Origin of the sequence: Cellulomonas fimi ATCC 484 (assembly GCF_000212695.1) — a bacterium.
GTDB classification, from domain to species: domain Bacteria; phylum Actinomycetota; class Actinomycetes; order Actinomycetales; family Cellulomonadaceae; genus Cellulomonas; species Cellulomonas fimi.
This window is the reverse complement of the sequence record NC_015514.1, coordinates 3,908,995-3,930,414: the sequence shown is the minus strand read 5'-3', so window position 1 is coordinate 3,930,414 and position 21,420 is coordinate 3,908,995. Positions and strand designations below refer to the sequence as shown.

The following is a 21,420-nucleotide window of genomic DNA, read 5'->3' as shown; positions in this document are numbered from 1 at the left end:
GGACGCGAGGCTCTTGCGCCAGGGCTGAACGCGCGTTTAGTGTGCTGAATGTGCGTTCAGCCGTCGACGACCTCACCGCCCGAGCCCGGATCCGCGACGCCGCCGTCGCGCGGTTCGGGCGCGACGGGTTCGGCGTCGGCCTGCGCGTCATCGCCGCCGACGCGGGCGTGAGCCCCGCCCTGGTCATCCACCACTTCGGCTCCAAGGACGGTCTGCGCACCGCCTGCGACGAGCACGTGCTCGCCCGGATCCTCGAGGAGAAGAAGTCCGCCATCGGTGCGGCCGCCCCGTCCGAGGTCATCGCGAAGCTCGCGACCCTCGAGCAGTACGCGACCGTCTTCGCCTACGTCGTGCGGTGCCTGCTCGAGGGCGGCAGCGTCGCGGCGCACTTCATCGACGGGCTCGTCGAGGACGCCGAGACCTACCTCGCCGATGCCGTCGCCTCCGGCAGCGTCCTGCCCAGCCGCGACCCCGCAGGCCGCGCCCGCGTCCTCATCGCGATGTCGGTCGGCAGCCTCGTCATGGCCCAGGCCGACGCCGCCGCCGGTCGCGGCCCCGCGCCCACGGAGCAGCCGGCCGCCGCGATGGAGGAGCTGTACCGCCGCATCATGCTCGGCTCGCTCGAGCTCTACACGCAGGGGCTGTTCGCCGACCGCTCCTACCTCGACGCCTATCTCGCCTACCAGGAGACCACCCATGAGTGACGCGATCGTCGCGCGCGGGCTCGTCAAGACCTTCGGACCCAAGCGCGCCCTCGACGGGTTCGACCTGACCGTACGGACCGGGGAGGTGCACGGCTTCCTCGGGCCCAACGGCGCGGGCAAGTCCACCACCGTGCGCGTCCTGCTCGGGCTGCTGCGCGCCGACGCGGGCGAGGTCCGGCTGCTCGACGGCGACCCGTGGCGCGACGCCGTCGCGCTGCACCGCCGCCTCGCCTACATCCCCGGCGACGTGAGCCTGTGGCCCAACCTCACGGGCGGCGAGGCGATCGACCTGCTCGGGCGCCTGCGCGGCGGCCTCGACCCTCGCCGGCGTGCCGCGCTCGTCGAACGGTTCGAGCTCGACCCGCGGATCAAGGGACGTGCCTACTCCAAGGGCAACCGGCAGAAGGTCGCGCTCGTCGCCGCGCTCGCGGCGGACGTCGAGCTGCTCCTCATGGACGAGCCCACGAGCGGCCTCGACCCGCTCATGGAGGCGGTGTTCCAGGACGTCGTCCGCGAGGCCGCCGCGCAGGGCCGGACCGTGCTGCTGTCGAGCCACATCCTCGCGGAGGTCGAGGCGCTCGCCGACCGCGTCACGATCATCCGGCAGGGCCGCGCCGTGCAGTCCGGGTCGCTCGACGAGCTGCGCAGCCTCACGCGCACGACGGTCACCGCGGGGGTGCAGGACGGGGACGCCGCCGAGCGGTCGCTGGCTGCGCTCGACGGGGTGCACCACGTGCGGCGCGACGACGGCCACGTGACGGCCGACGTGGACACCGTCGCGCTGCCCGGCGTGCTCGCCGCCCTCCCGGCGTTCGGCGTCCGGTCGCTCACCGCGCACCCGCCGACCCTCGAGGACCTGTTCCTGCGCGAGTACAGCGACGAGCTCGTGACGCTCGGCGTGCGCGAGGGGGACGAGCGATGACGACGACGGCGCCCGCCCCGGCGGCACCGACCGGGCGCACCGCTCCCGCCACGGGGCGGTCCGGGGCCCTCGTCGGCACCGGCGGTCTCGTCCGCGTCGCGCTGCGGTTCGACAGGTGGCGGATCCTCGTGTGGTCCCTGGCCGTCGCCGGCCTGACGTTCGCGTCGGTCGACGCCATCGCGGGCCTCTACGGCGGCGACGACTCGCGCGCCGCGCGCGCCCTGCTCGTCTCGTCCCCGGCCGCCACCGCGCTCGCCGGGCCGGGGTACGGGCTCGACGACTACACCGTCGGCGCGATGACCGCGAACGAGCTCGGGCTGTGGGTCATGCTGCCCGTCGCGATCCTCGCGCTGCTCACCGTGACGCGGCACCTGCGCGCCGCGGAGGAGGACGGGCGCCTGGAGCTCGTCCGCTCCGGCCCCGTGGGCCGTGACGCGCCCGTCGTCGCGGGCCTCGTCGCCGCCGTCGTGGCGACCCTCGCGGTCAGCGGCCTGACGTTCCTCGCGCTGCTCGGCACGGACGTCGACCCGGTCGGGTCCGCCGCGCTGTGCGCCGGGATCGCGATGGTCGGCCTCGTCTTCGCGGGCGTGTCGGCGGTCGCGTCGCAGGTGACCGCGCACGGCCGCACGGCGTCCGGGCTCGGCATGGCCGTGCTCGGCGTCGCCTTCGTGCTGCGGGCCGTCGGTGACGTGCGCGGCCCGCAGGGCACGAGCGTCCTGACCTGGCTGTCGCCGTTCGGGTGGGCGCAGGCCACGCGGGCCTACGTCGACGAGCGGTGGTGGCCGCTGCTGATCGGCGTCGTCGCCGCCGGTGCCTGCGTCGCGCTGGCCTTCTGGCTCGCCGCCCGCCGCGACCTCGGCACCGGGCTCGTCGCCGAGCGGCTCGGGCCGCCGCACGCCTCGCGCGCGCTGTCCGGCATGGTCGGCCTCACGCTGCGCCGCCAGTGGGGCTCGATCGTGTCCTGGGGGTCGGCCGTCGTCCTCATGGCCGCGCTCGTCGGGGTGCTCGCGGGCGCGATCGTCGACTTCGTCGAGGACGAGGCGACGCTCGGCGCGATCTTCGGCGGCGAGGACCCGACCGCCGGCGCGTTCAGCCTCTACGTCGTGTTCCTGGCGGTCACGACCGCGGCGTACACGGTGACCGCCGTCGGTGCCGTCCGGGCCGAGGAGGTCGCCACGCGCGGCGCGCGCGTCCTCGCCGGCCCGGTGACGCGCAGCCGGTGGCTGGGCGCGCAGGTCGGCGTCGCCGCCGTCACCGCCGTCGTCGTCACGCTCCTCAGCGGGCTCGTCATGGGCGCGACCGCGGCCGCGAGCCTGTCGGAGCCCGACCGCGTCGCGAGCCTGCTGGGTGCCAACGCCGCCACGCTCCCCGCGACCGCGTGCGTGCTCGCCCTCGCGGTGCTGGTCTACGGCGTCGCGCCCCGGTTCCTCGGGCTCGTGTGGGCGTACGTCGCCTACGTCGCCGTCGTCGGCATGTTCGGGCAGATCCTCCCCGACGGGTCCGACGTCGCGTCGCCCTTCACATACCTGCCCGCGCTGCCGCGCGAGGAGATGCAGTGGCCGCCCGTCCTCGCCGTCTCGGCCGTCGCCGTCGCGCTCGCCGCGGCCGGCTTCGTCTTCTTCCGCCGGAGGGACGTGGCCGGGTGAACCGCCGTCGGTAGGCTGCGTGACGTCCGGCGGGCGAGCCGGGCACCGCGAACGATGGGAACCCGATGAGCGAGACCGGCGGATCCGGCGGCACGAGTCCGCACTGGGGGCGGTTGCAGTGGGGACCGGTGGGCGCTCCCGCCGAGGGGGCGACGCCAGCGCCGGACGCCCAGCCGGCGCACGTCGCACCTCCCGTGAGTCCTGCGCCCGCCGCGGCAGCTCCGGGCGTCCCGGCGGCGCCGCCCGTCGACGGTCCTCGACGCGCGGCCGCCCGACCGGCCTTCGACGTGCCCGCGTCCGCACCGCAGGCTGCTCCGGCCGGGCCCCTGGCGAGCCCGGTCGCGCCGTACCAGCCGACGACCAGCGCGCCCCGGTCCGCTCCCGCCGCCCGGGAGTCGGCGCCGCCCGCGGCACCGCCGGTCGCGGGCGACCCCCTGCGCGCGCGCCCGCAGCGTCCCGCGCAGCCCACGCCCCCGGGCGCCCAGCCCGTCGGCGCGAGCGCCCCGCCCCCGCCCGCCGCCGCCCACCCGCAGCCGGCGCTGCCGAACCGCGCCCCGCAGGCACCGCCGAACGGCGTCGCCCCGGTCGCCGCGCACCCTGCGGCGCCGGGCACCGCGGACGGCCCGGCGCAGGCACCCGGCAACGGAGCGCCGCACCCCCTCGCGCACGGTGCGCCGCGCGGCTCTGCGAACGGTGCGCCGCAGGGTGCCCTCACCGGTGCGCCGCAGGTCAACGGTGCGCCGCAGGGTGCCGTCAACGGTGCACCCCAGCTCGACGGTGCGCCGCAGGGTGCCGTCAACCGTGCTCCGCACGGCGCACCCCCCGCGGCACCCCTGCCGCGTCGGGCGTCCGCCGCCCCTGCCCCCGCGCACGCGCCCGCCGGGCCGCCCGCCGCCCCGCCGGTGGCCGTCGCGCCGGCACCCGTCCCGGCGGCTCCCGCCGCCTCCGCGCCCGTCCCGCCGCGGTCGCCCTTCGCCCCGCCCGCCGCCCCGGCAGCCGGTGGCCCGGGTGCCGCCGCGCCGCTCGCCGCGACCCCGCCGGGTGCGTTGCCGCAGCGGACGGGTGCCGCACCTCAGCAGCCGTCCCCGGGCGCCCCGTACCAGCCGCTCACCTCGCCGCCCCCCGCGACACCGCCGCGCGTGTCCGAGGCGGCGCCCCCGTCCCGGCCCGGGCCCGCCGCGCCGGGCGCTGCGCCGGGCGGTCCCCTGCGGCCCGCGTGGGCCGTGGCGCAGCCGGCGCCGGGTGCGCAGGCGGGGCAGGGTGGGCAGGCGGGGCCGGGCACGCAGGCGGGGCCGGGTGCGCAGGCGGGGCCGGGCGCATCCGCGCCGGCAGCCGCCGGAGGGGCACCCGTGGGCAGCCCGGCGGGCCGGGGTGCCGCTCCGCAGGCCGCCGCGCCGGCCCGACCCGCTCCGCCGGTCGATGCCGACGTGCCGTCGCCGAGCCCGACGACGCACGACACCATGCGGTTCGCGCCCGTCCGCCCCTCGTTCGCGCCTCCCTCGGCCGAGGTCCCGGTCCGCTCGGCGGCAGCACCGCCCTCGGCGCCGCGGCCTGCGGCTCCGCCCGCGGGCGCACCGGTGCCGCACGGCACGGCCGTGCCCGCCTCCGTGCCCGCGGGTGGTCCGGCGGGTGCCCGGGGCGTGGCGTCGGCGGCCGGCGACACCGCCGCGGGCGACGCCGCAGGACCCGGGGGCGCCTCGGGCGGATCCGGACGGCCGCGCTGGCTCGTGCCGGCGATCGCGGGTGCCGTGGTGCTCGTCGTCGGCGTGATCGTGGCCGGCGTGCTGCTGACCCGCGGCCGGGACGACGCGACGCCGCCCCCGGTGGCGTCGACGATCCTCGTGCCGTCCCCGACACCCACGATCGAGCCGGCGGCCCGGACCGCGACGACCGCGTTCGCGTCGGCGCTGCCCACGAGCGTCCTGCAGTACGCGCTCACGGAGTCGGTCGCGGACGAGGAGTGGCTCGCCGCGGGCGCCGTCGAGGCGTACACCGAGGTGTACTCCGACGGCGGCAGCGGTGCCGTGACGGTCCGGACCGGCCAGTGGGAGACGCCCGAGGACGCGGCGACGTTCGCCGCGACGCTCGTCGCCGCCCTGCCGACCGCCGCCCCGCAGCCGTCCGCGTCGGCCGACGCCGCGGGCCCGCAGCTCCCGCAGTCGGGCGAGGTGATCGGTGGCGGTGCCCCGGTCGGCACGTTCACGGTCGTGGACGCCGGCGACGGCACGGGGGTCGCGGTGTGGACCAACGGCGCGACCGTCTTCCACGTCGTCGCCCCCCTGGCCGACGTGCTCGACGTGTACGAGGCGTACCCGCTCTGACGTCCGCGCAGCCCGACGCCGCCCCGGGGACCCTCGGGGCGGCGTCGGTGCGTGCGGGCCGGGTCAGTCGCGGGCGATCAGCGACAGGACGTTGCCCGCGGGGTCGGTGAACCACGCGATGAGCGGCCCGCCGCCGCGGAACACGAAGTCCTCGTCCGTCTCGGTCGGCAGCCCCTCGTAGCGCTCGAACCGCACGCCCTTGTCGCGCAGCTCGGCGACGGCCGCGGGCACGTCGTCGACGCGGAAGTTGAGCACCGTGTAGGTGGCGGGCGTGTGCGCCTCCCCCTTGGGGTAGACGAGGACGTCGCGGCCGCCGGCGAGGTGCAGGTGCAGCAGCCCGTCCTCGACGGAGACGTCGAGCCCGAGGAGGCCGCCGTAGAACTCCCGGGCGGCGGGCACGTCGTCGGTGGAGAAGCCGGAGAAGGCGTCGCTGAGGTCGGTCACGGGGTCTCCTGTGGTCGTCGGGGCGGTGCGGCCGGTCGTCCGGGAGGCGGTGCGGCGAGGTCGACGTGCCGGCCGGACCACTGTGGCGCGGGGTCGTGTGACGGGCCACCGCAGCGGCGCCGTCACCCGTCCGGGCGATAGGTGCCGGGGGTGGTGCGGGGAGCCCGGCGTGTCGTGCCGCGGCGTGTCCGGGCGAAGAGGACGCTCGGCCTGTGGACCCGGTTGTGCACGGTGCTGTGCGGCTCCTGGGGACGGCTGTGGACGGCTGACGAACGCGCAGGTCGCGGGCTCTGTGGGTGGTCGCCGGTAGCGTGAGTTCTCCACAGGGTGAAGTTGAACGACACGCATGTAACACAACCAGTAGTGGTGGCTTGCAGGCCGCACCCCTAGGTGTAGTGTCTAGGACGACGCGGTGGGGGAGCCGCAGTCGGCCCGCGAGGGCCCCACGAACCACACGCGGCCACTCCGGGGGGAGCGCCGCGGGACAGTGAACAAGGAGCCACGATGACGATCACGGTCTACAGCAAGCCGGCGTGCGTGCAGTGCAACGCGACCTACCGCGCGCTCGACAAGCTGGGTGCCGAGTACACCGTCGTGGACATCAGCGAGGACGCCGACGCGCGCGACTACGTGATGTCGCTCGGCCACCTCCAGGCGCCCGTCGTGATCGTCGACGGCGACCACTGGTCGGGCTACCGCCCCGACCGCATCAAGGCGCTCGCCGACCGGATGGCCGCCGCGGTCGCCTGACCCACCGGGCGGCCGGACCGGCCGCCCGCACGGACGCCCCGGGCCGGCGCCGGGCACGCACCGCGCCGGCTCGGCAGGCCTCCGCCCCCGGCACGCACCACGAGGGGTCGGCTCCGCCGTGCCGAGACGTACCCCACCGCCACACGTCCCGAGGTCGAGGGGAGCAGGTCGATGAGCTCCTTGGTCTACTTCTCCTCCGCGTCGGACAACACGCACCGCTTCGTCGAGAAGCTCGGTCTGCCCGCGCAGCGCATCCCGCTGCGTCCGGCGGACCCGTTCCTGCACGTGTCGGAGCCGTACGTCCTGGTCGTCCCCACCTACGGCGGGGGCAACGAGGGCGGTGCGGTCCCGCGGCAGGTCGTGAAGTTCCTCAACGACGAGGGCAACCGTGCGCTGATCCGCGGCGTCATCGCGGCCGGCAACACGAACTTCGGCGAGGCCTACTGCATCGCAGGGGACATCGTCGCGGCCAAGTGCCGCGTCCCCTACCTGTACGGGTTCGAGCTCATGGGAACGAACGAGGACGTGCACCGCGTCCGCGAGGGATTGAGGACATTTTGGCAGCGACAGTCGCAGATACCCGCGTAGAGCTGACGGGGCTGGACTACCACGCCCTGAACGCGATGCTGAACCTCTACGACGCGGACGGGAAGATCCAGTTCGACAAGGACCGTGAGGCGGCGCGGCAGTACTTCCTGCAGCACGTCAACCAGAACACGGTCTTCTTCCACGACCTCGACGAGAAGCTCGACTACCTGGTCGAGAACAAGTACTACGACCCGGCCGTGCTCGCGCAGTACGACCGCGCGTTCATCAAGACGCTGTTCGAGTACGCGTACTCGAAGAAGTTCCGGTTCCAGACGTTCCTGGGCGCGTTCAAGTACTACACGTCGTACACGCTCAAGACGTTCGACGGGAAGCGGTACCTGGAGCGCTTCGAGGATCGCGTCTGCATGGTCGCGCTGAGCCTCGCGGCGGGCGACCAGGACTTCGCGGTCAACCTCGTCGACGAGATCGTGAGCGGCCGCTTCCAGCCGGCGACGCCGACGTTCCTCAACCTCGGCAAGGCGCAGCGCGGCGAGCCCGTCTCCTGCTTCCTGCTGCGCATCGAGGACAACATGGAGTCCATCGCGCGCGGCATCAACTCCGCCCTGCAGCTGTCGAAGCGCGGCGGTGGCGTGGCCCTGCTCCTGTCGAACATCCGCGAGCACGGCGCGCCCATCAAGCACATCGAGAACCAGAGCTCGGGCGTCATCCCCGTCATGAAGCTGCTCGAGGACTCGTTCTCGTACGCGAACCAGCTCGGCGCGCGTCAGGGGGCCGGGGCGGTGTACCTGCACGCGCACCACCCGGACATCTACCGGTTCCTCGACACCAAGCGCGAGAACGCCGACGAGAAGATCCGTATCAAGACGCTGTCGCTCGGCGTCGTCATCCCGGACATCACGTTCGAGCTGGCGAAGAAGAACGAGCCCATGTACCTGTTCTCGCCGTACGACGTCGAGCGGGTGTACGGGGTGCCGTTCGCGGACGTGAACGTGACCGAGAAGTACTACGAGATGGTCGACAACGCGGCCATCCGCAAGACGAAGATCAGCGCCCGCGAGTTCTTCCAGACGCTCGCCGAGCTGCAGTTCGAGTCCGGCTACCCGTACGTCATGTTCGAGGACACGGTCAACCGCGCGAACCCCATCAAGGGCAAGATCACCCACTCGAACCTGTGCTCCGAGATCCTCCAGGTGTCGACCCCGTCGACGTTCAACGAGGACCTGTCGTACGCGGAGGTCGGCCGCGACATCTCGTGCAACCTCGGCTCGATGAACATCGCGCTGTCGATGGACTCGCCGGACTTCGGCAAGTCGGTCGAGACCGCGATCCGCGCGCTGACCGCGGTGTCGGACCAGACGGACATCGAGTCGGTGCCGTCGGTCAAGCTCGCGAACCGCGGCGGCCACGCGATCGGCCTCGGGCAGATGAACCTGCACGGGTACCTGGCGCGCGAGCGGATCTTCTACGGGTCCGACGAGGGCCTCGACTTCACGAACATCTACTTCTACACGGTCGCCTACCACGCGATCCGTGCGTCGAACCTGCTCGCGCAGGAGCGCAAGCAGGCGTTCTACGGGTTCGAGGACTCGAAGTACGCGACGGGCGAGTACTTCCAGAAGTACGTCGAGAAGGAGTGGGCGCCGCGCACCGAGCGCGTCCGCGTGCTGTTCGCCGAGGCCGGCGTGCACATCCCGACGCAGGACGACTGGCGTGAGCTGGCTGCGCTCGTCCAGGAGCACGGTCTCTACAACCAGAACCTGCAGGCCGTCCCGCCGACGGGCTCGATCTCGTACATCAACCACTCGACGTCGTCGATCCACCCGATCGCGTCGAAGATCGAGATCCGCAAGGAAGGCAAGATCGGCCGCGTCTACTACCCGGCGCCGTTCATGACGAACGACAACCTGGAGTACTACCAGGACGCGTACGAGATCGGCTACGAGAAGGTCATCGACACCTACGCCGAGGCGACGCAGCACGTCGACCAGGGCCTGTCGCTGACGCTCTTCTTCAAGGACACGGCGACGACCCGTGACCTCAACAAGGCGCAGATCTACGCCTGGAAGAAGGGCATCAAGACCATCTACTACATCCGCCTGCGCCAGCTCGCGCTGGAGGGCACGGAGGTCGAGGGCTGCGTCAGCTGCATGCTGTGACCGCTCCTCGCGGCGTGGACGACGCCGTCTCTGCCCGGGCCGCCTGCGGCGGCCTTGACGCCCACCACACCGGAGCCGGCGCCGTCCACGCCGCGCTCCACTCGCTGCACCTCACGAAGGAAGATGTCCGATGACCCCCACGGGGAAGCTCAAGCTGATCGACCGGGTGTCGGCGATCAACTGGAACCGGCTCGAGGACGAGAAGGACGCCGAGGTCTGGGACCGGCTCGTCGGCAACTTCTGGCTGCCGGAGAAGGTGCCGGTGTCGAACGACATCCAGTCCTGGGCGACGCTCACGGAGGAGGAGAAGACGCTCACGATGCGCGTCTTCACCGGCCTGACGCTGCTCGACACGATCCAGGGAACGGTCGGCGCGGTCAGCCTGATCCCGGACGCGATCACGCCGCACGAGGAGGCCGTCTACACGAACATCGCGTTCATGGAGTCGGTGCACGCGAAGTCGTACTCGTCGATCTTCTCGACGCTGTGCTCGACGCGGGAGATCGACGAGGCGTTCCGCTGGTCGGAGGAGAACGTCAACCTCCAGCGCAAGGCCGAGATCGTCATGAAGTACTACAAGGGCGACTCGCCGCTGAAGCGGAAGGTCGCGAGCACCCTGCTCGAGTCCTTCCTCTTCTACTCGGGCTTCTACCTGCCCATGTACTGGTCGAGCCGCGCCAAGCTCACGAACACGGCGGACCTCATCCGCCTGATCATCCGTGACGAGGCGGTGCACGGGTACTACATCGGCTACAAGTTCCAGAAGGGCCTGGAGAAGCTGTCGCCCGAGGAGCGTCAGGAGCTCAAGGACTACACGTTCGAGCTGCTCTTCGAGCTGTACGACAACGAGGTGGAGTACACGCAGGACCTGTACGACGGCGTCGGGCTGACCGAGGACGTCAAGAAGTTCCTGCGCTACAACGCCAACAAGGCCCTCATGAACCTCGGCTACGAGGCGCTGTTCCCGCGCGACGAGACGGACGTCAACCCGGCGATCCTGTCGGCGCTGTCGCCCAACGCGGACGAGAACCACGACTTCTTCTCGGGGTCGGGCTCGTCGTACGTCATCGGCAAGGCGGTCAACACGGAGGACGAGGACTGGGACTTCTGATCCCGGTCGCAGGACGCGGTGGCCGGCCCTCGACGGGGCCCGGTCATCGCGTCCTGCCCGCCGCTCGACGGGGCGTTCGGGTGAACTTCCGCGGCGGCGGGACGGCAGAACACGGGACCGGGACGTAGGTCCCACCACCACCACATGTGGGGTTGGAAGGCTGCTCTCGGCACTACATCTAGTGCCGAGGAGCAGAACGGGGTGGGTGGCGTGACGACGGTGGTGCCGGAGGGCGCGGGACTGGTCGAGACACGGGGCGGGACGACGCAGTCCCCCTCGACCGCCGCGGGGCTGGTCGTGCGCAAGCGGGACGGGCGCGTGCTGCCCTTCGACCCGATCCGGGTCCACAGCGCGCTGGGGCGGGCCTTCGCCCACGTGCACGGGCTGCTCGGCCCGCTGCAGGACCTCACCATCGCGGAGCTCGTCGAGCGCATCGACGCCGAGCTCGCCGCCCGGTTCACGGGCGAGGTGCGGATCTACGAGATCCAGAACGTCGTCGAGCACACCCTGCTCGAGGCGCGCGAGTACGAGGTCGCCGAGGCGTACATCGACTACCGCGTCCAGCGGGACCTGGCCCGGTCCAAGGCGCTCGACGTCAACCACTCGATCGGCCAGCTCGTCGGCAAGGACTCCTCGGTCGTCCACGAGAACGCGAACAAGGACGCCGACGTCTTCAACACGCAGCGCGACCTGACCGCCGGCGCGGTGGGCAAGGCGATCGGTCTGCGGATGCTGCCGCCGCACGTCGCGAACGCGCACGCCAAGGGCGACCTGCACTACCACGACCTCGACTACCACCCGTACGCGCCGATGACGAACTGCTGCCTCATCGACTTCCGGACGATGCTGTCCGAGGGCTTCCGGATCGGGAACGCGCAGGTCGACCCGCCGCGGTCCATCCAGACGGCGACCGCGCAGATCTCGCAGATCATCGCGAACGTCTCGTCGAGCCAGTACGGCGGCTGCTCGGTCAACCGGATCGACGAGCTGCTCGCGCCGTACGCGGAGCGGAACTTCGCCAAGCACCTGGCTGACGCCGAGCAGTGGGTGTCCGAGCCCGAGCGGCGCCGCGCGTACGCGGAGGAGAAGACCCGCAAGGACATCTACGACGCGATGCAGTCGCTCGAGTACGAGATCAACACGCTGTTCACGTCCAACGGGCAGACGCCGTTCACGTCGGTCGGGTTCGGGCTCGGCACGGGCTGGTTCGAGCGGGAGATCCAGCGCGCGATCCTGCAGATCCGCATCCTCGGCCTCGGCAAGGAGCGCCGGACGGCGATCTTCCCCAAGCTCATCTTCACGCTGCGCCGCGGCGTCAACCTGGGTGCGGACGACCCGAACTACGACATCAAGCAGCTCGCCGTCGAGTGCGCGACCAAGCGCATGTACCCGGACGTGCTGAGCTACGACAAGATCGTCGAGATCACCGGCTCGTTCAAGGTCCCCATGGGCTGCCGGTCGTTCCTGCAGGGCTGGACCGACGAGGACGGGAACGACGTCGTCGAGGGACGCATGAACCTGGGCGTCGTCACGCTCAACGTCCCGCGCATCGCGCTGGAGACCCGGGGCGACCTGGACGCGTTCTGGGCTCTGCTCGACGAGCGACTCGAGACGGTGCACGACGCGCTGGTGTACCGCGTGGGCCGGTGCAAGGAGGCCGTGCCCGCGAACGCGCCCATCCTGTACGTGCACGGGGCGTTCGGTCAGCGTCTCGCGCCGGACGACGACGTCGACGCGCTGTTCCGCGACGGCCGCGCGACCGTGTCCCTCGGCTACATCGGGCTGTACGAGGCCGCGGCCGCGTTCTACGGCGGCGACTGGGAGGGCAACCCCGAGGCGAAGGAGTTCACGTTGCGGGTGCTGCGCACGCTGGCCGCGCGCGCGAAGGAGTGGACCGCACGCCACGGGTACCAGTTCTCGGTCTACTCGACGCCCTCGGAGTCGCTCACGGACCGGTTCTGCCGGCTCGACACGAAGAAGTTCGGCCGCGTCCCGGACATCACCGACAAGGACTACTACACGAACTCGTTCCACTACGACGTCCGCAAGGCGCCGACGCCGTTCGAGAAGCTCGACTTCGAGCAGGACTACCCGCAGTTCACCTCGGGCGGGTTCATCCACTACTGCGAGTACCCCGTGCTCCAGCACAACCCCAAGGCGCTCGAGGCGGTCTGGGACTACGCGTACGACCGCGTCGGCTACCTCGGCACCAACACCCCGATCGACCACTGCCTGGAGTGCGACTTCACGGGCGACTTCACGCCGACCGAGCGCGGGTTCATGTGCCCCGCGTGCGGCAACACCGACCCGCGCACCTGCGACGTCGTCAAGCGCACGTGCGGCTACCTGGGCAACCCGCAGCAGCGCCCGATGGTGCACGGACGGCACGTCGAGATCTCCTCGCGCGTCAAGCACCTGGCGGGTCCGACGGCCCTCGCGGCGGGCCGCGAGGGCGAGTGACGTGACCCGCACCCCCGCCGTCGGCCAGTGGCGCGCGTCGGCGCTGAGCCAGGACCGCGTCGCGGACTACCAGCCGTTCGGCATGGTCGACGGCGAGGGGGTGCGGTGCAGCCTCTACGTGTCGGGCTGCCCGTTCGCGTGCGACGGGTGCTTCAACGAGGCCGCGTGGTCGTTCCGGTACGGCGTCCCGTTCGACGACGCGCTCGCCGACCGGATCGCCGCGGACCTCGCGCACGAGGCCGTCCAGGGCCTGTCCCTCCTGGGCGGCGAGCCGTTCCTCGGCACGGGCGTGTGCCTGCGGGTCGTGCGCCGGCTGCGCGCCGAGCACGGCCGGGCCAAGGACGTGTGGTGCTGGACGGGCTACACGTTCGAGGAGCTGCTCGCCGAGGTCGCCGACGGGCAGGACGACAAGGCGGAGCTGCTGTCCGAGCTCGACGTGCTCGTCGACGGCCGGTTCGAGCTCGCCCAGCGCGACCTCACGCTCGCGTTCCGCGGGAGCCGCAACCAGCGGGTCCTCGACGTCCCGGCCTCGCTCGCCGCAGGCCGCGCGGTCCCGCGGGCCGGAGTGGTCGACGCCGTGCCGGTCGGTGCGGGCGTCGACGGCGTCGCCGTGCCCTGAGCCGACGGGCGGTCGGGCGACTCAGCGGGAGCCGGGGCCGTCGCCGCGGGAGCGGCGGGGCAGCCCGCTCCGGACGCGTCGCCGGGCTGATCGTCCCGCACAGGAAGCCGCCGCGCGGTCTGCTTCGATGGGCGCAGCGGAAGGAGCACCGGTGAGCGACGACGACGGGCCCGCGGGCGACGGCTGGCTGCGGGCCGCTGACGGGACGGCGTACCCGCCCGGGCCGTGGTTCCTCGGGGCGGACCTGCTGGTGTCGGTCCTCCGGGTGCCCGAGGAGCGGCTGGCCGGGCTGGCCCACGCGCTGCCCGACGGCTGCGAGGCGGTGCCCGTCGGCGGCGCGCTGCTCGTCGGGCTCGCGGTCGCGCGGTACGCGCCGGGCGGGGTGCTCGCGTACGACGAGCTGCTCGTCGCGGCGCTGACGACGGACGGCCGCGGGCCGCGCGTGACGATCCCGCAGATCTGGGTGACGAGCACCGCGTCGCGTGCGGGCGGCCGAGACCTGTGGGGCATCCCCAAGGACCTCGCCGTCGTGCGACGGTCCGAGCAGCCGCTCGGCAGCGGGACGACCGCACGTCGTGCGGGCGCCCCGAGCCGGGACGCACCGCGCACGCGGATCCGCACCGACGTGCGCGCAGCCGACGGTCGCCCGATCGCGCGCCTCACGGCGCGCGTCGGTCCCCGGCTCTCGCCGGTGCCCGTCGTGCTGCCCCTGCCGACGGCGCAGCGCCGGCCCGACGGCACCGGCGTCGTCGCGCACAACACGGTGACGGGCACGCCGCGCCGGCTCGCGGTCCGGTGGGACCTCCCCGAGGGCGGCCCGCTCGCGCACCTGCGTGGCCTGCGCCCGGTCGCGTCGGTCGCGGTCACGGACGCGACGGTCGTCTTCGGGCGGCGCGTCCACGCCGTCTGACGGCACCACGGCGGACGGCGGTGGCACCGCGCCACCCTGACGGCGCAACGTCAGCCACGCACGGGTGAGCGCTGGGCCGATCAGGCGTGAGGGCCCTCACCTGGACATGCGCTCAACTCGCCGTCGGACGTGTCGATGTCCAGACGACGGAAGAAGACCGTCGCTCGCGCCACGCCACGCCACCTCGAGGACACCCATGCCCTTGCTGTCCCCTGCCCGCGCGCTGCGCGGCGCTCTCCAGCGTGCGGAGGGACCGCGCCACCGCGCCTCGGTCGTCCCCGTGCTCCTGCCGTCCGTCGTGGGCGTCGTCGTCCTCGGTCTGCTCCTCGCACTGCTCGCCGTGGTCCGGCCGCCGCTCGCGGGCGCGGCGGGGTCGGGCACCCTGCTGCTGCAGGACGACTTCAAGTCGGCGACGACCGTGGCGAGCAGCTACGTCGTCGGCGGGACGAACTACCGGCCGTGCCTCACGGCGGGCTCGAGCACCGCCACGACGCCGATCCCCGGCTGCGGCGGCGCCGCGGACGCCGCAGGCAACGGCACGCTGCGCCTCACGGCGAACGTGAACAACCAGGCGGGCTTCCTGCTCTACGACAAGGCGCTGCCGACCAAGGCCGGGCTCGACATCACGTTCAACGAGTACCAGTACGGCGGCACGCAGGCGGACGGCATCACGTTCTTCCTCACCGACGGCCAGTACACGCTGAGCTCCGCAGGTGCGTTCGGCGGCTCGCTCGGCTACCACCACCAGACGACCGGCTCCAACGGCGTCGCGCACGCGCTGCTCGGCATCGGCCTCGACGTGTACGGCAACTACACCGTCGAGACGAACGACACCGCGACGTGCGGGACGACGTACGCCGCCTCGACGCTGCAGAAGAACACCGTCGCGGTCCGCGGGCCCGGCAACGGCAAGACGGGCTACTGCCTGCTCGGCGCGGCCGCTCCGGCGCCGCAGCTCAACCACCGGTCGGGTGCGACCCGGCCCACGCCGGTCCAGGTCAGGATCGTCGTCGACCCGCCGAGCACGCCGTCGCCGAAGGTGCGGGTGTCCCTCGACGGCACGCAGGTCACGGTCGTCGACCAGCCCGCGCTGCTCGCGAGCACCCCGACGTTCAAGTTCGGGTGGGGTGCGTCCACGGGCGGCCAGAACGACTTCCACGAGATCAACTTCCTCACGGTCGAGTCGGTGAACCCGATCCGCTCGGACCTCGCCCTGACCTCGACGGCCTCGACGGTCCCGAGCGGTGACGCCGCGACGGTGACGCTCACGGCGCGCACCGACCCCGCATCGGGGCCCGTCCCGGCGGGCGAGCCCGTCACGGTCACGGCCGACGCGCCCGCGGGAGCGGAGCTCGGCACGCCCGCCGGTGCCGGGTGGGACTGCACCGCGAGCACGACGACGCGTGCGTCGTGCACGCGGACGTCCGCGACCGCGGTCGACCCCGGCACGACGTTCCCGCCGGTCGGCGTGACCCTGACGCGCACGGCGACCGGCACGAGCGGCACCTCGTCGATGTCGGCGACCGTCACGAGCGCCTCGGACGACCCGACGCTCGCCGCGAACAACACGGCGACCGCGACGGTGCGCTGGAGCCCGGTGGTCGCGCCGGTCACGGCCGCGGCGGTGACGGCGTCCGCGTCGCCCGCCGCCGTCTCGATCGACCCGTCCGTCGTCGGCACCGGCCCGTACACGTTCCAGGTCGTCTCGCAGGACACGCCGGGGGTCGGCTCCGTCGCGGTCGTGGACGGCCGGCTCGTCGTCACGCCCGTCGCTGGCGCGAGCGGCACGGTCCGCGCGACGTACCGCGCGACCGACGCGGCCCGCGGCGTGAGCAACATCGCGACGGTCCAGCTCGTCGTCGCGCCGGTCGCGACCGGCGGCACGGTCACGACGTCGGCGGGCACGCCGGCCGTCGCGACCCTCCCGACGCCGCTCGGCACCGGTCCGTTCACGGCGGCGGTCACGAGCCGAGGCGCGGGCCTGAGCGGCGCCTCGGTCGTCGTCGACGGCGCGGGTCGCCCGGTCGTCACCGCGACGCCCGAGGCGGGCTTCAGCGGCTCGACCACGGTGGAGTACCGCGTCGCCGACGGCACGGGCGTGCTCGGCGCGCCCGTGACGCTCACGGTCCTGGTCCGTCCTGTCGCTGCCGACGACGCGGCGGAGACGACGCTCGACGCCGCGGGCGCGGCGACGCTCACCCGCACGCTGCCGTCGGGCACGGGCTCGGGGACGCTGACGTACGCGCTGGTCGGCTCGGGAGACCTGGGCGGCGCGCAGGCGACGCTCACGCCCACGGGCGAGCTCACGGTCGTCGCCACGACGGGCGTCTCGGGCACGTACTCCGTGGGCTACACCGTCACGGACGGCAGCGGCACGAGCGACGCGGCCGAGGTCGACGTCGTCGTCCACCCGTACCTCGGTGCGGTGGCCACCGCCGTCGGCACCGCGGACGGCACCGTCGTCGCGAGCGCCCCGGTCACGCGCGGCACCGGTCCCGTCACCTGGACGCGCACGACGCCCACGGGCACCACGACCTCGGTGGCGTCCGACGGGCGCGTGACGCTCGACGCGCAGGGCCGCTCGGGCACGTTCACCGTGCAGCTCACGGCTCGCGACGCGCACGGCGTCGCGAGCGCGACGCAGACCGTGACGTTCGTCGTCGCCCCCGTCGCGCCGGCCCTCACGGCCGACGCCGTGGCGTCGGCGACTCCGGTCGCGACAGTCGTCACGCCCACCGCGACGGTCGGCACGGGGCCGTTCGTGCCCGCGGTCGCCGCGGGCCTCGCACCGGGCGCCGGCACGCTCGCCGTCACGGGCAGCGGGCTCGCGGTCACGCCCGCGGCAGGCGTGAGCGGGGTCCTCACCGGCTCGTACACGGTCCGGGACGCGTCGGGCCTCGACAGCGCGGTCGCCCCCGTCACGCTGCGGGTCCGTCCCGCCGCGCACGACGCCGCCGCCGACGTGGCGTCCGGCACCGCCCAGGACGTGACGCTGCCGGTCCCGACCGGCACGGGGCCGTTCACGTGGGCGCTGCTCTCGAGCACGCCGTCGGCGGCCGGTGCGGTCACGCTCGACGGCGGCGTGGTGACGGTCGACGCGGCCGCGTCCTACTCGGGCCCGCTCACGGTCGTCTACACCGTGACCGACGCGGACGGGCTCACGAGCGACCCGGCGACGCTCACGGTGACGGTCGACCCGACCGCCCCCGACGGCGGCACGGGCACCACCGCGCAGCAGCCGGGCACCGCGGGCACCCCGCTCCACGGCCCCACGCCGACGCCCACCGGCACCGGGCCGTTCACGTTCGAGATCGTGACCGGCCCGACGCCCGCGCAGGGCGTCGCGACGATCGACCCGGCCACCGGCGTCGTGACGTTCGTCCCCGCGCCCGGCTTCTCCGGACCGGTCGACGTCCTCTACCGCGCGATCGACGCGCACGGCACCCCGGCGACACCGGCGACCGTCACGTTCACCATCGCGCCGCTCGCGGCCCCGACGGGCGGCACGCCCACCGGCTCGCCGTCACGGCCGGTGCGGACGACGGTCGGCGGCCCGGTCACCACGCCGCTGCCGACGCCCGTCGGGACCGGCCCGTTCACGTACGAGCTGGTCGACGGCCCGTCGCCTGCGCAGGGCACGGCCACGATCGACCCGGTCACGGGCAAGCTGCGGTTCGTCCCCGGGCGCGGCTACAGCGGTCGCGTCACGCTGACGTACCGCGTGGTGGACGGCAGCGGCCTGCCGAGTGCGCCGCAGACGGTCACGCTCGAGGTCGCCCCGACGGCGCCCGCGACGGCGACCGCCCCGGCGCAGCCCGGCGCGTCGACGACCGTCACGCTGCCGACGCCCGAGGGCCGCGGCCCGTTCGGGTGGACGCTCGTGAGCGGCCCGTCGGCCGACCAGGGCACCGTGCGCCTCGACCCGGCGACCGGTCGCCTCACGTTCGTCGGGGCGCCCGGCTGGACCGGCACGGCGCGCGTCACGTACACGGTCACCGACGCCGACGGCGTGGTGAGCGAGGTCCTGGCGTTCGAGCTCGCCGTCCGCTCGCTCGCGACCACCGGTGCGCGGGCCGCGGGCGTCGCCGGGGCAGCCCTCGCGCTGGTCCTCGTCGGCGGCGCGCTCGTGCTCGTGCGTCGGCGGCGCGGGGACGCGGTCCGCACCTGACGTCCGCGCACGGGCACCGCAGCGACGACGGCGCCGCCTCCTTCCCGGGGGCGGCGCCGTTCGTCGCGTCCCGGCCGGCGGCGTCGTCGGCGGGGGATACTGGGCGCGTGCGCCCCTTCCGCCGTCGACCCCACGTGCAGGCGCTCGTCGCCGACGGCTTCCTCGCCGCCGAGGCGCCCGCGCTGCAGACCTCGATCGTGGCCGCGCTCGACGTGCGCGAGCGGGCCGTGCCGCAGCCGCTGCGCGCCGAGCTGCACGTCGACCGCGGCGCGGGGGACCGGCTCGTGCTGTCGTGGCGCAACGTCGTCGTGGGCTTCGTGCCGCCCGACCGGGTCGCGGCGCTCGCGGCGCAGCTGCCGGACCGGAAGGCCGTCGTCGTCGTGCCGGGCGTCGTGCACCCGTCGGGCGACATCTGGCGGGTGTGGGTGGGGGAGGAGCCCGCGGACGGCTTCCCGGCCGCCCCGGAAGGCCTCGACACGCTGCCGGTGCCGGAGCCGACCATCGCGGGCCTGCCGATCAAGCTGCTGCGCGACCGCGACGCCGACCCGCACGCCTGACCGGCGGCGGGCCGTGCGCCGACGCGGTCAGGCCAGCCGCAGCCCCGGCCGCCCGTCCCCGTACGTCGTGGCGCCGGTGATCGCGGCGAGGATCGACTCGTAGCTCGCGGTCGACGCGTCGAACGAGCCGTTGTTCCGCCCGTGCCGCAGCACCTCGATGCGGTCGGACACGGCCCGCACGTCGACCATGTTGTGGCTGATGAGGATCACGCCGAGACCCAGCTCGCGCAGGCGCTCGATGTGCGTGAGCACCTCGGCGGTCTGCGCGACGGACAACGCGGCGGTCGGCTCGTCGAGCACGACGATCCGCGGGTTGCCGATGAGCGTCCGGGCGATCGCGACGGCCTGCCGCTGCCCTCCGGACAGGGCGTGCAGCTCGGTCTTGACCGACGGGATCGGGCTGTTGAGGTCGTGCAGGATCCGCTTGGTGATCTGCTCCATCTCGCCGTCGCGGAGCATCGAGCCGCCGGCCGTGACCTCGCGGCCGAGGAACAGGTTCGCGGTCACGTCGAGGTTGTCGCACAGGGCGAGGTCCTGGAACACGGTCGCGATGCCGAGCGCGTGCGCGGCCGACGGGGAGCCGATGGTGACGGGCTCGCCCGCGAGCTCGATGAGGCCCGCGTCGGGGGTGAGCACGCCCGACACGATGTTCGCCAGGGTCGACTTGCCCGCGCCGTTGTCGCCGACGAGCGCGACGACCTCGTGCGGGTACACCTCGAGGTCCACGCCGACGAGCGCCTCGACGGCGTTGAACCGCTTCGTGATCTGCTTCATCGACAGCAGCGGGGTCCGCGGCGTCGTCGCCATCGACCTCACCTGCTCTCCGTCGTGCACGTTGCCTCCTGTCATGATGCCCCCACCCCGAGCTGCCCGTCGGACGCGTCGACCCCGTCGTCGGCGTCGGAGCGGGGGTCGAGGTCCACGTCGGAGTGCTGCAGGACGAGGGCGATGGCGCCCGCGACCTCCGCGGCCCCGCCGAGCTCGGCCGGGAGCACCTCGAGCGGCGCGATCTGGTTGAGCAGCACGCGGCGCCGGATCGCCTCGCGCATCGGGTCGAGCAGGATCTCGGCGGTCTCCGCGAGCTCGCCGCCGACGACGACGCACTGCGGGTTCACGGCCATCGCGAGGCCGGAGACGACGGCCCCGATCTGCGCGCCCGCGTCGGCGATGACCTGCGCGCACCCGGGGTCGCCCGCGTTGGCGCGCTGCACGACGTCGCGCAGGGTCAGGTTGCCGTGCGTGGCCCGCAGGGGCTCGACGAGGGCACGGGCGCCGACGACGGTGTCCAGGCACCCGCGGCTGCCGCACCGGCAGATGTCGCCCTGCGGGTCGACCTGGACGTGCCCGATCTCCCCGGCGGTGCCCGCGAAGCCGCGGTGCAGCTGGTGGTTGATGACGATGCCGGCGCCGGTGCCGTAGGAGGCGCGCACGTAGACGCTGTCGCGGTAGACGCGGGAGGCGCCGCGGGTGCTCTCGGCGAGCGCGCCGAGGTTCGCGTCGTTGTCGACGTGCACGGGCACGGACAGCCGCTTCGACAGGACGTGCGCGACGTGCACCTCGTCCCAGCCGCGCATGACGCCGCGCACGGAGATCATCCCGGTGGCCTCGTCGACGGGGGCGGGCAGGCCGACGCCGATGCCGACGACGTCGTCGAGGGACAGGCCGAGCCGCTCGAGCAGGTCGACGACGAGGAGCGCGGCGCGGTCGAGGGAGGTGTCGACGCGGTGCTCGTGCGGCATGGGCAGGACGCGCTCGGCGACGACCTGGTGCGTGAAGTCGGCGATCGCGACGCGCAGGTGGCGCTGCCCGACGAGCACGCCGGCGGCGAGGCCGACGCGGTGGGCGAGGGTGACGAGCTGGGCGCGGCGTCCGCTGCGCGTGGTGGTCCGGGTCTCGACGACGCCGTCGGCCAGGAGCTGCTTGACGATGGTGGAGACGGTCGCGGCGGACAGCCCTGTCGCGCCGACGAGCTCGACCTGGGTGAGGCCCCCGTGGCGCTTGACGGTGTCGACGACGGCAGCGCGGTTCGCCTCGCGCAGGGCGGTCTGGGAACCGGCCACGGTCTACCGTCCTTCCACGCCGGGGAGCCTACCTGACCTGCGG

The 21,420-nt window shown here is 73.7% G+C and carries 16 protein-coding genes; 13 read left to right on the top strand and 3 right to left on the bottom strand.

Annotation, left to right across the window (positions count from 1 at the left end):
* Positions 1-50: 50 nt before the first annotated feature.
* From CELF_RS17730 to CELF_RS20540, 4 genes are all read left to right on the top strand, one after another.
* Positions 51-704 (top strand): TetR/AcrR family transcriptional regulator, encoded by a 654-nt coding sequence (locus CELF_RS17730; protein ID WP_232014267.1) that lies wholly within the window; start codon positions 51-53, stop codon positions 702-704.
* Positions 697-1,626 carry an ABC transporter ATP-binding protein gene (locus CELF_RS17725; protein ID WP_013772642.1) on the top strand — a complete coding sequence of 310 codons (930 nt, stop codon included), beginning with the start codon at positions 697-699 and terminating at the stop codon, positions 1,624-1,626. The genes CELF_RS17730 and CELF_RS17725 overlap by 8 nt, the downstream gene beginning before the upstream one ends.
* Positions 1,623-3,272, top strand: coding sequence for an ABC transporter permease (locus tag CELF_RS17720; RefSeq protein WP_013772641.1), 1,650 nt, complete (start codon positions 1,623-1,625; stop codon positions 3,270-3,272). Before CELF_RS17725 ends, CELF_RS17720 begins: the two co-directional genes overlap by 4 nt.
* Positions 3,273-4,867: 1,595 nt before the next feature.
* Positions 4,868-5,593, top strand: coding sequence for a hypothetical protein (locus CELF_RS20540; RefSeq protein ID WP_126297887.1), 726 nt, complete (start codon positions 4,868-4,870; stop codon positions 5,591-5,593).
* Between the two features lie 63 nt (positions 5,594-5,656).
* Here CELF_RS20540 and CELF_RS17710 read toward each other — a convergent pair whose 3' ends face one another.
* A complete protein-coding gene (locus tag CELF_RS17710; protein ID WP_013772639.1) occupies positions 5,657-6,037 on the bottom strand; it encodes a VOC family protein in 381 nt (126 codons plus the stop codon).
* Between the two features lie 504 nt (positions 6,038-6,541).
* Here CELF_RS17710 and nrdH point away from each other — a divergent pair.
* From nrdH to CELF_RS17665, 9 genes are all read left to right on the top strand, one after another.
* Positions 6,542-6,787 carry a glutaredoxin-like protein NrdH gene (nrdH, locus tag CELF_RS17705; RefSeq protein ID WP_013772638.1) on the top strand — a complete coding sequence of 82 codons (246 nt, stop codon included), beginning with the start codon at positions 6,542-6,544 and terminating at the stop codon, positions 6,785-6,787.
* A 171-nt stretch (positions 6,788-6,958) separates the two neighbouring features.
* A complete protein-coding gene (nrdI, locus tag CELF_RS17700) occupies positions 6,959-7,375 on the top strand; it encodes a class Ib ribonucleoside-diphosphate reductase assembly flavoprotein NrdI (protein WP_013772637.1) in 417 nt (138 codons plus the stop codon).
* On the top strand, positions 7,345-9,492 hold the full coding sequence (nrdE, locus tag CELF_RS17695; protein ID WP_013772636.1) for a class 1b ribonucleoside-diphosphate reductase subunit alpha: 2,148 nt from the start codon (positions 7,345-7,347) through the stop codon (positions 9,490-9,492). The genes nrdI and nrdE overlap by 31 nt, the downstream gene beginning before the upstream one ends.
* A gap of 130 nt (positions 9,493-9,622) precedes the next feature.
* On the top strand, positions 9,623-10,603 hold the full coding sequence (gene nrdF / locus CELF_RS17690) for a class 1b ribonucleoside-diphosphate reductase subunit beta (protein ID WP_013772635.1): 981 nt from the start codon (positions 9,623-9,625) through the stop codon (positions 10,601-10,603).
* Between the two features lie 144 nt (positions 10,604-10,747).
* The gene (nrdD, locus tag CELF_RS17685; protein WP_083835758.1) at positions 10,748-13,063 is read left to right on the top strand and encodes an anaerobic ribonucleoside-triphosphate reductase; all 2,316 of its coding nucleotides are present in this window, start codon (positions 10,748-10,750) and stop codon (positions 13,061-13,063) included.
* A gap of 1 nt (position 13,064) precedes the next feature.
* Entirely contained in the window at positions 13,065-13,682 is a 618-nt protein-coding gene (gene nrdG, locus CELF_RS17680) for an anaerobic ribonucleoside-triphosphate reductase activating protein (protein ID WP_013772633.1), read from the top strand.
* A 151-nt stretch (positions 13,683-13,833) separates the two neighbouring features.
* Positions 13,834-14,592 (top strand): acetoacetate decarboxylase family protein, encoded by a 759-nt coding sequence (locus tag CELF_RS17675; protein ID WP_013772632.1) that lies wholly within the window; start codon positions 13,834-13,836, stop codon positions 14,590-14,592.
* Between the two features lie 196 nt (positions 14,593-14,788).
* Positions 14,789-18,760: an Ig-like domain-containing protein gene (locus tag CELF_RS17670; RefSeq protein ID WP_013772631.1), complete on the top strand. Its 3,972-nt coding sequence runs from the start codon at positions 14,789-14,791 to the stop codon at positions 18,758-18,760.
* A gap of 107 nt (positions 18,761-18,867) precedes the next feature.
* Positions 18,868-19,317 (top strand): hypothetical protein, encoded by a 450-nt coding sequence (locus CELF_RS17665; protein WP_126297883.1) that lies wholly within the window; start codon positions 18,868-18,870, stop codon positions 19,315-19,317.
* Positions 19,318-19,344: 27 nt separating this feature from the next.
* Here the strand turns inward: CELF_RS17665 and CELF_RS17660 are convergent, their stop codons facing one another.
* On the bottom strand, positions 19,345-20,124 hold the full coding sequence (locus CELF_RS17660; RefSeq protein ID WP_041553606.1) for an ATP-binding cassette domain-containing protein: 780 nt from the start codon (positions 20,122-20,124) through the stop codon (positions 19,345-19,347).
* A 38-nt stretch (positions 20,125-20,162) separates the two neighbouring features.
* Positions 20,163-21,377, bottom strand: a complete 1,215-nt coding sequence (locus CELF_RS17655) for an ROK family transcriptional regulator (protein ID WP_013772628.1) — start codon at positions 21,375-21,377, stop codon at positions 20,163-20,165.
* Between the last annotated feature and the right edge of the window lie 43 nt (positions 21,378-21,420).

Bases quoted from the DNA above. Each gene is read 5' to 3' on its own strand.
- CELF_RS17725 (WP_013772642.1), top strand. From the start codon at position 697: ATGAGTGACGCGATCGTCGCGCGCGGGCTCGTCAAGACCTTCGGACCC.
- nrdF (WP_013772635.1), top strand. From the start codon at position 9,623: ATGACCCCCACGGGGAAGCTCAAGCTGATCGACCGGGTGTCGGCGATC.
- nrdI (WP_013772637.1), top strand. From the start codon at position 6,959: ATGAGCTCCTTGGTCTACTTCTCCTCCGCGTCGGACAACACGCACCGC.
- CELF_RS17670 (WP_013772631.1), top strand. From the start codon at position 14,789: ATGCCCTTGCTGTCCCCTGCCCGCGCGCTGCGCGGCGCTCTCCAGCGT.
- CELF_RS17660 (WP_041553606.1), bottom strand. From the start codon at position 20,124: ATGGCGACGACGCCGCGGACCCCGCTGCTGTCGATGAAGCAGATCACG.
- CELF_RS17720 (WP_013772641.1), top strand. From the start codon at position 1,623: ATGACGACGACGGCGCCCGCCCCGGCGGCACCGACCGGGCGCACCGCT.
- nrdD (WP_083835758.1), top strand. From the start codon at position 10,748: ATGTGGGGTTGGAAGGCTGCTCTCGGCACTACATCTAGTGCCGAGGAG.
- nrdH (WP_013772638.1), top strand. From the start codon at position 6,542: ATGACGATCACGGTCTACAGCAAGCCGGCGTGCGTGCAGTGCAACGCG.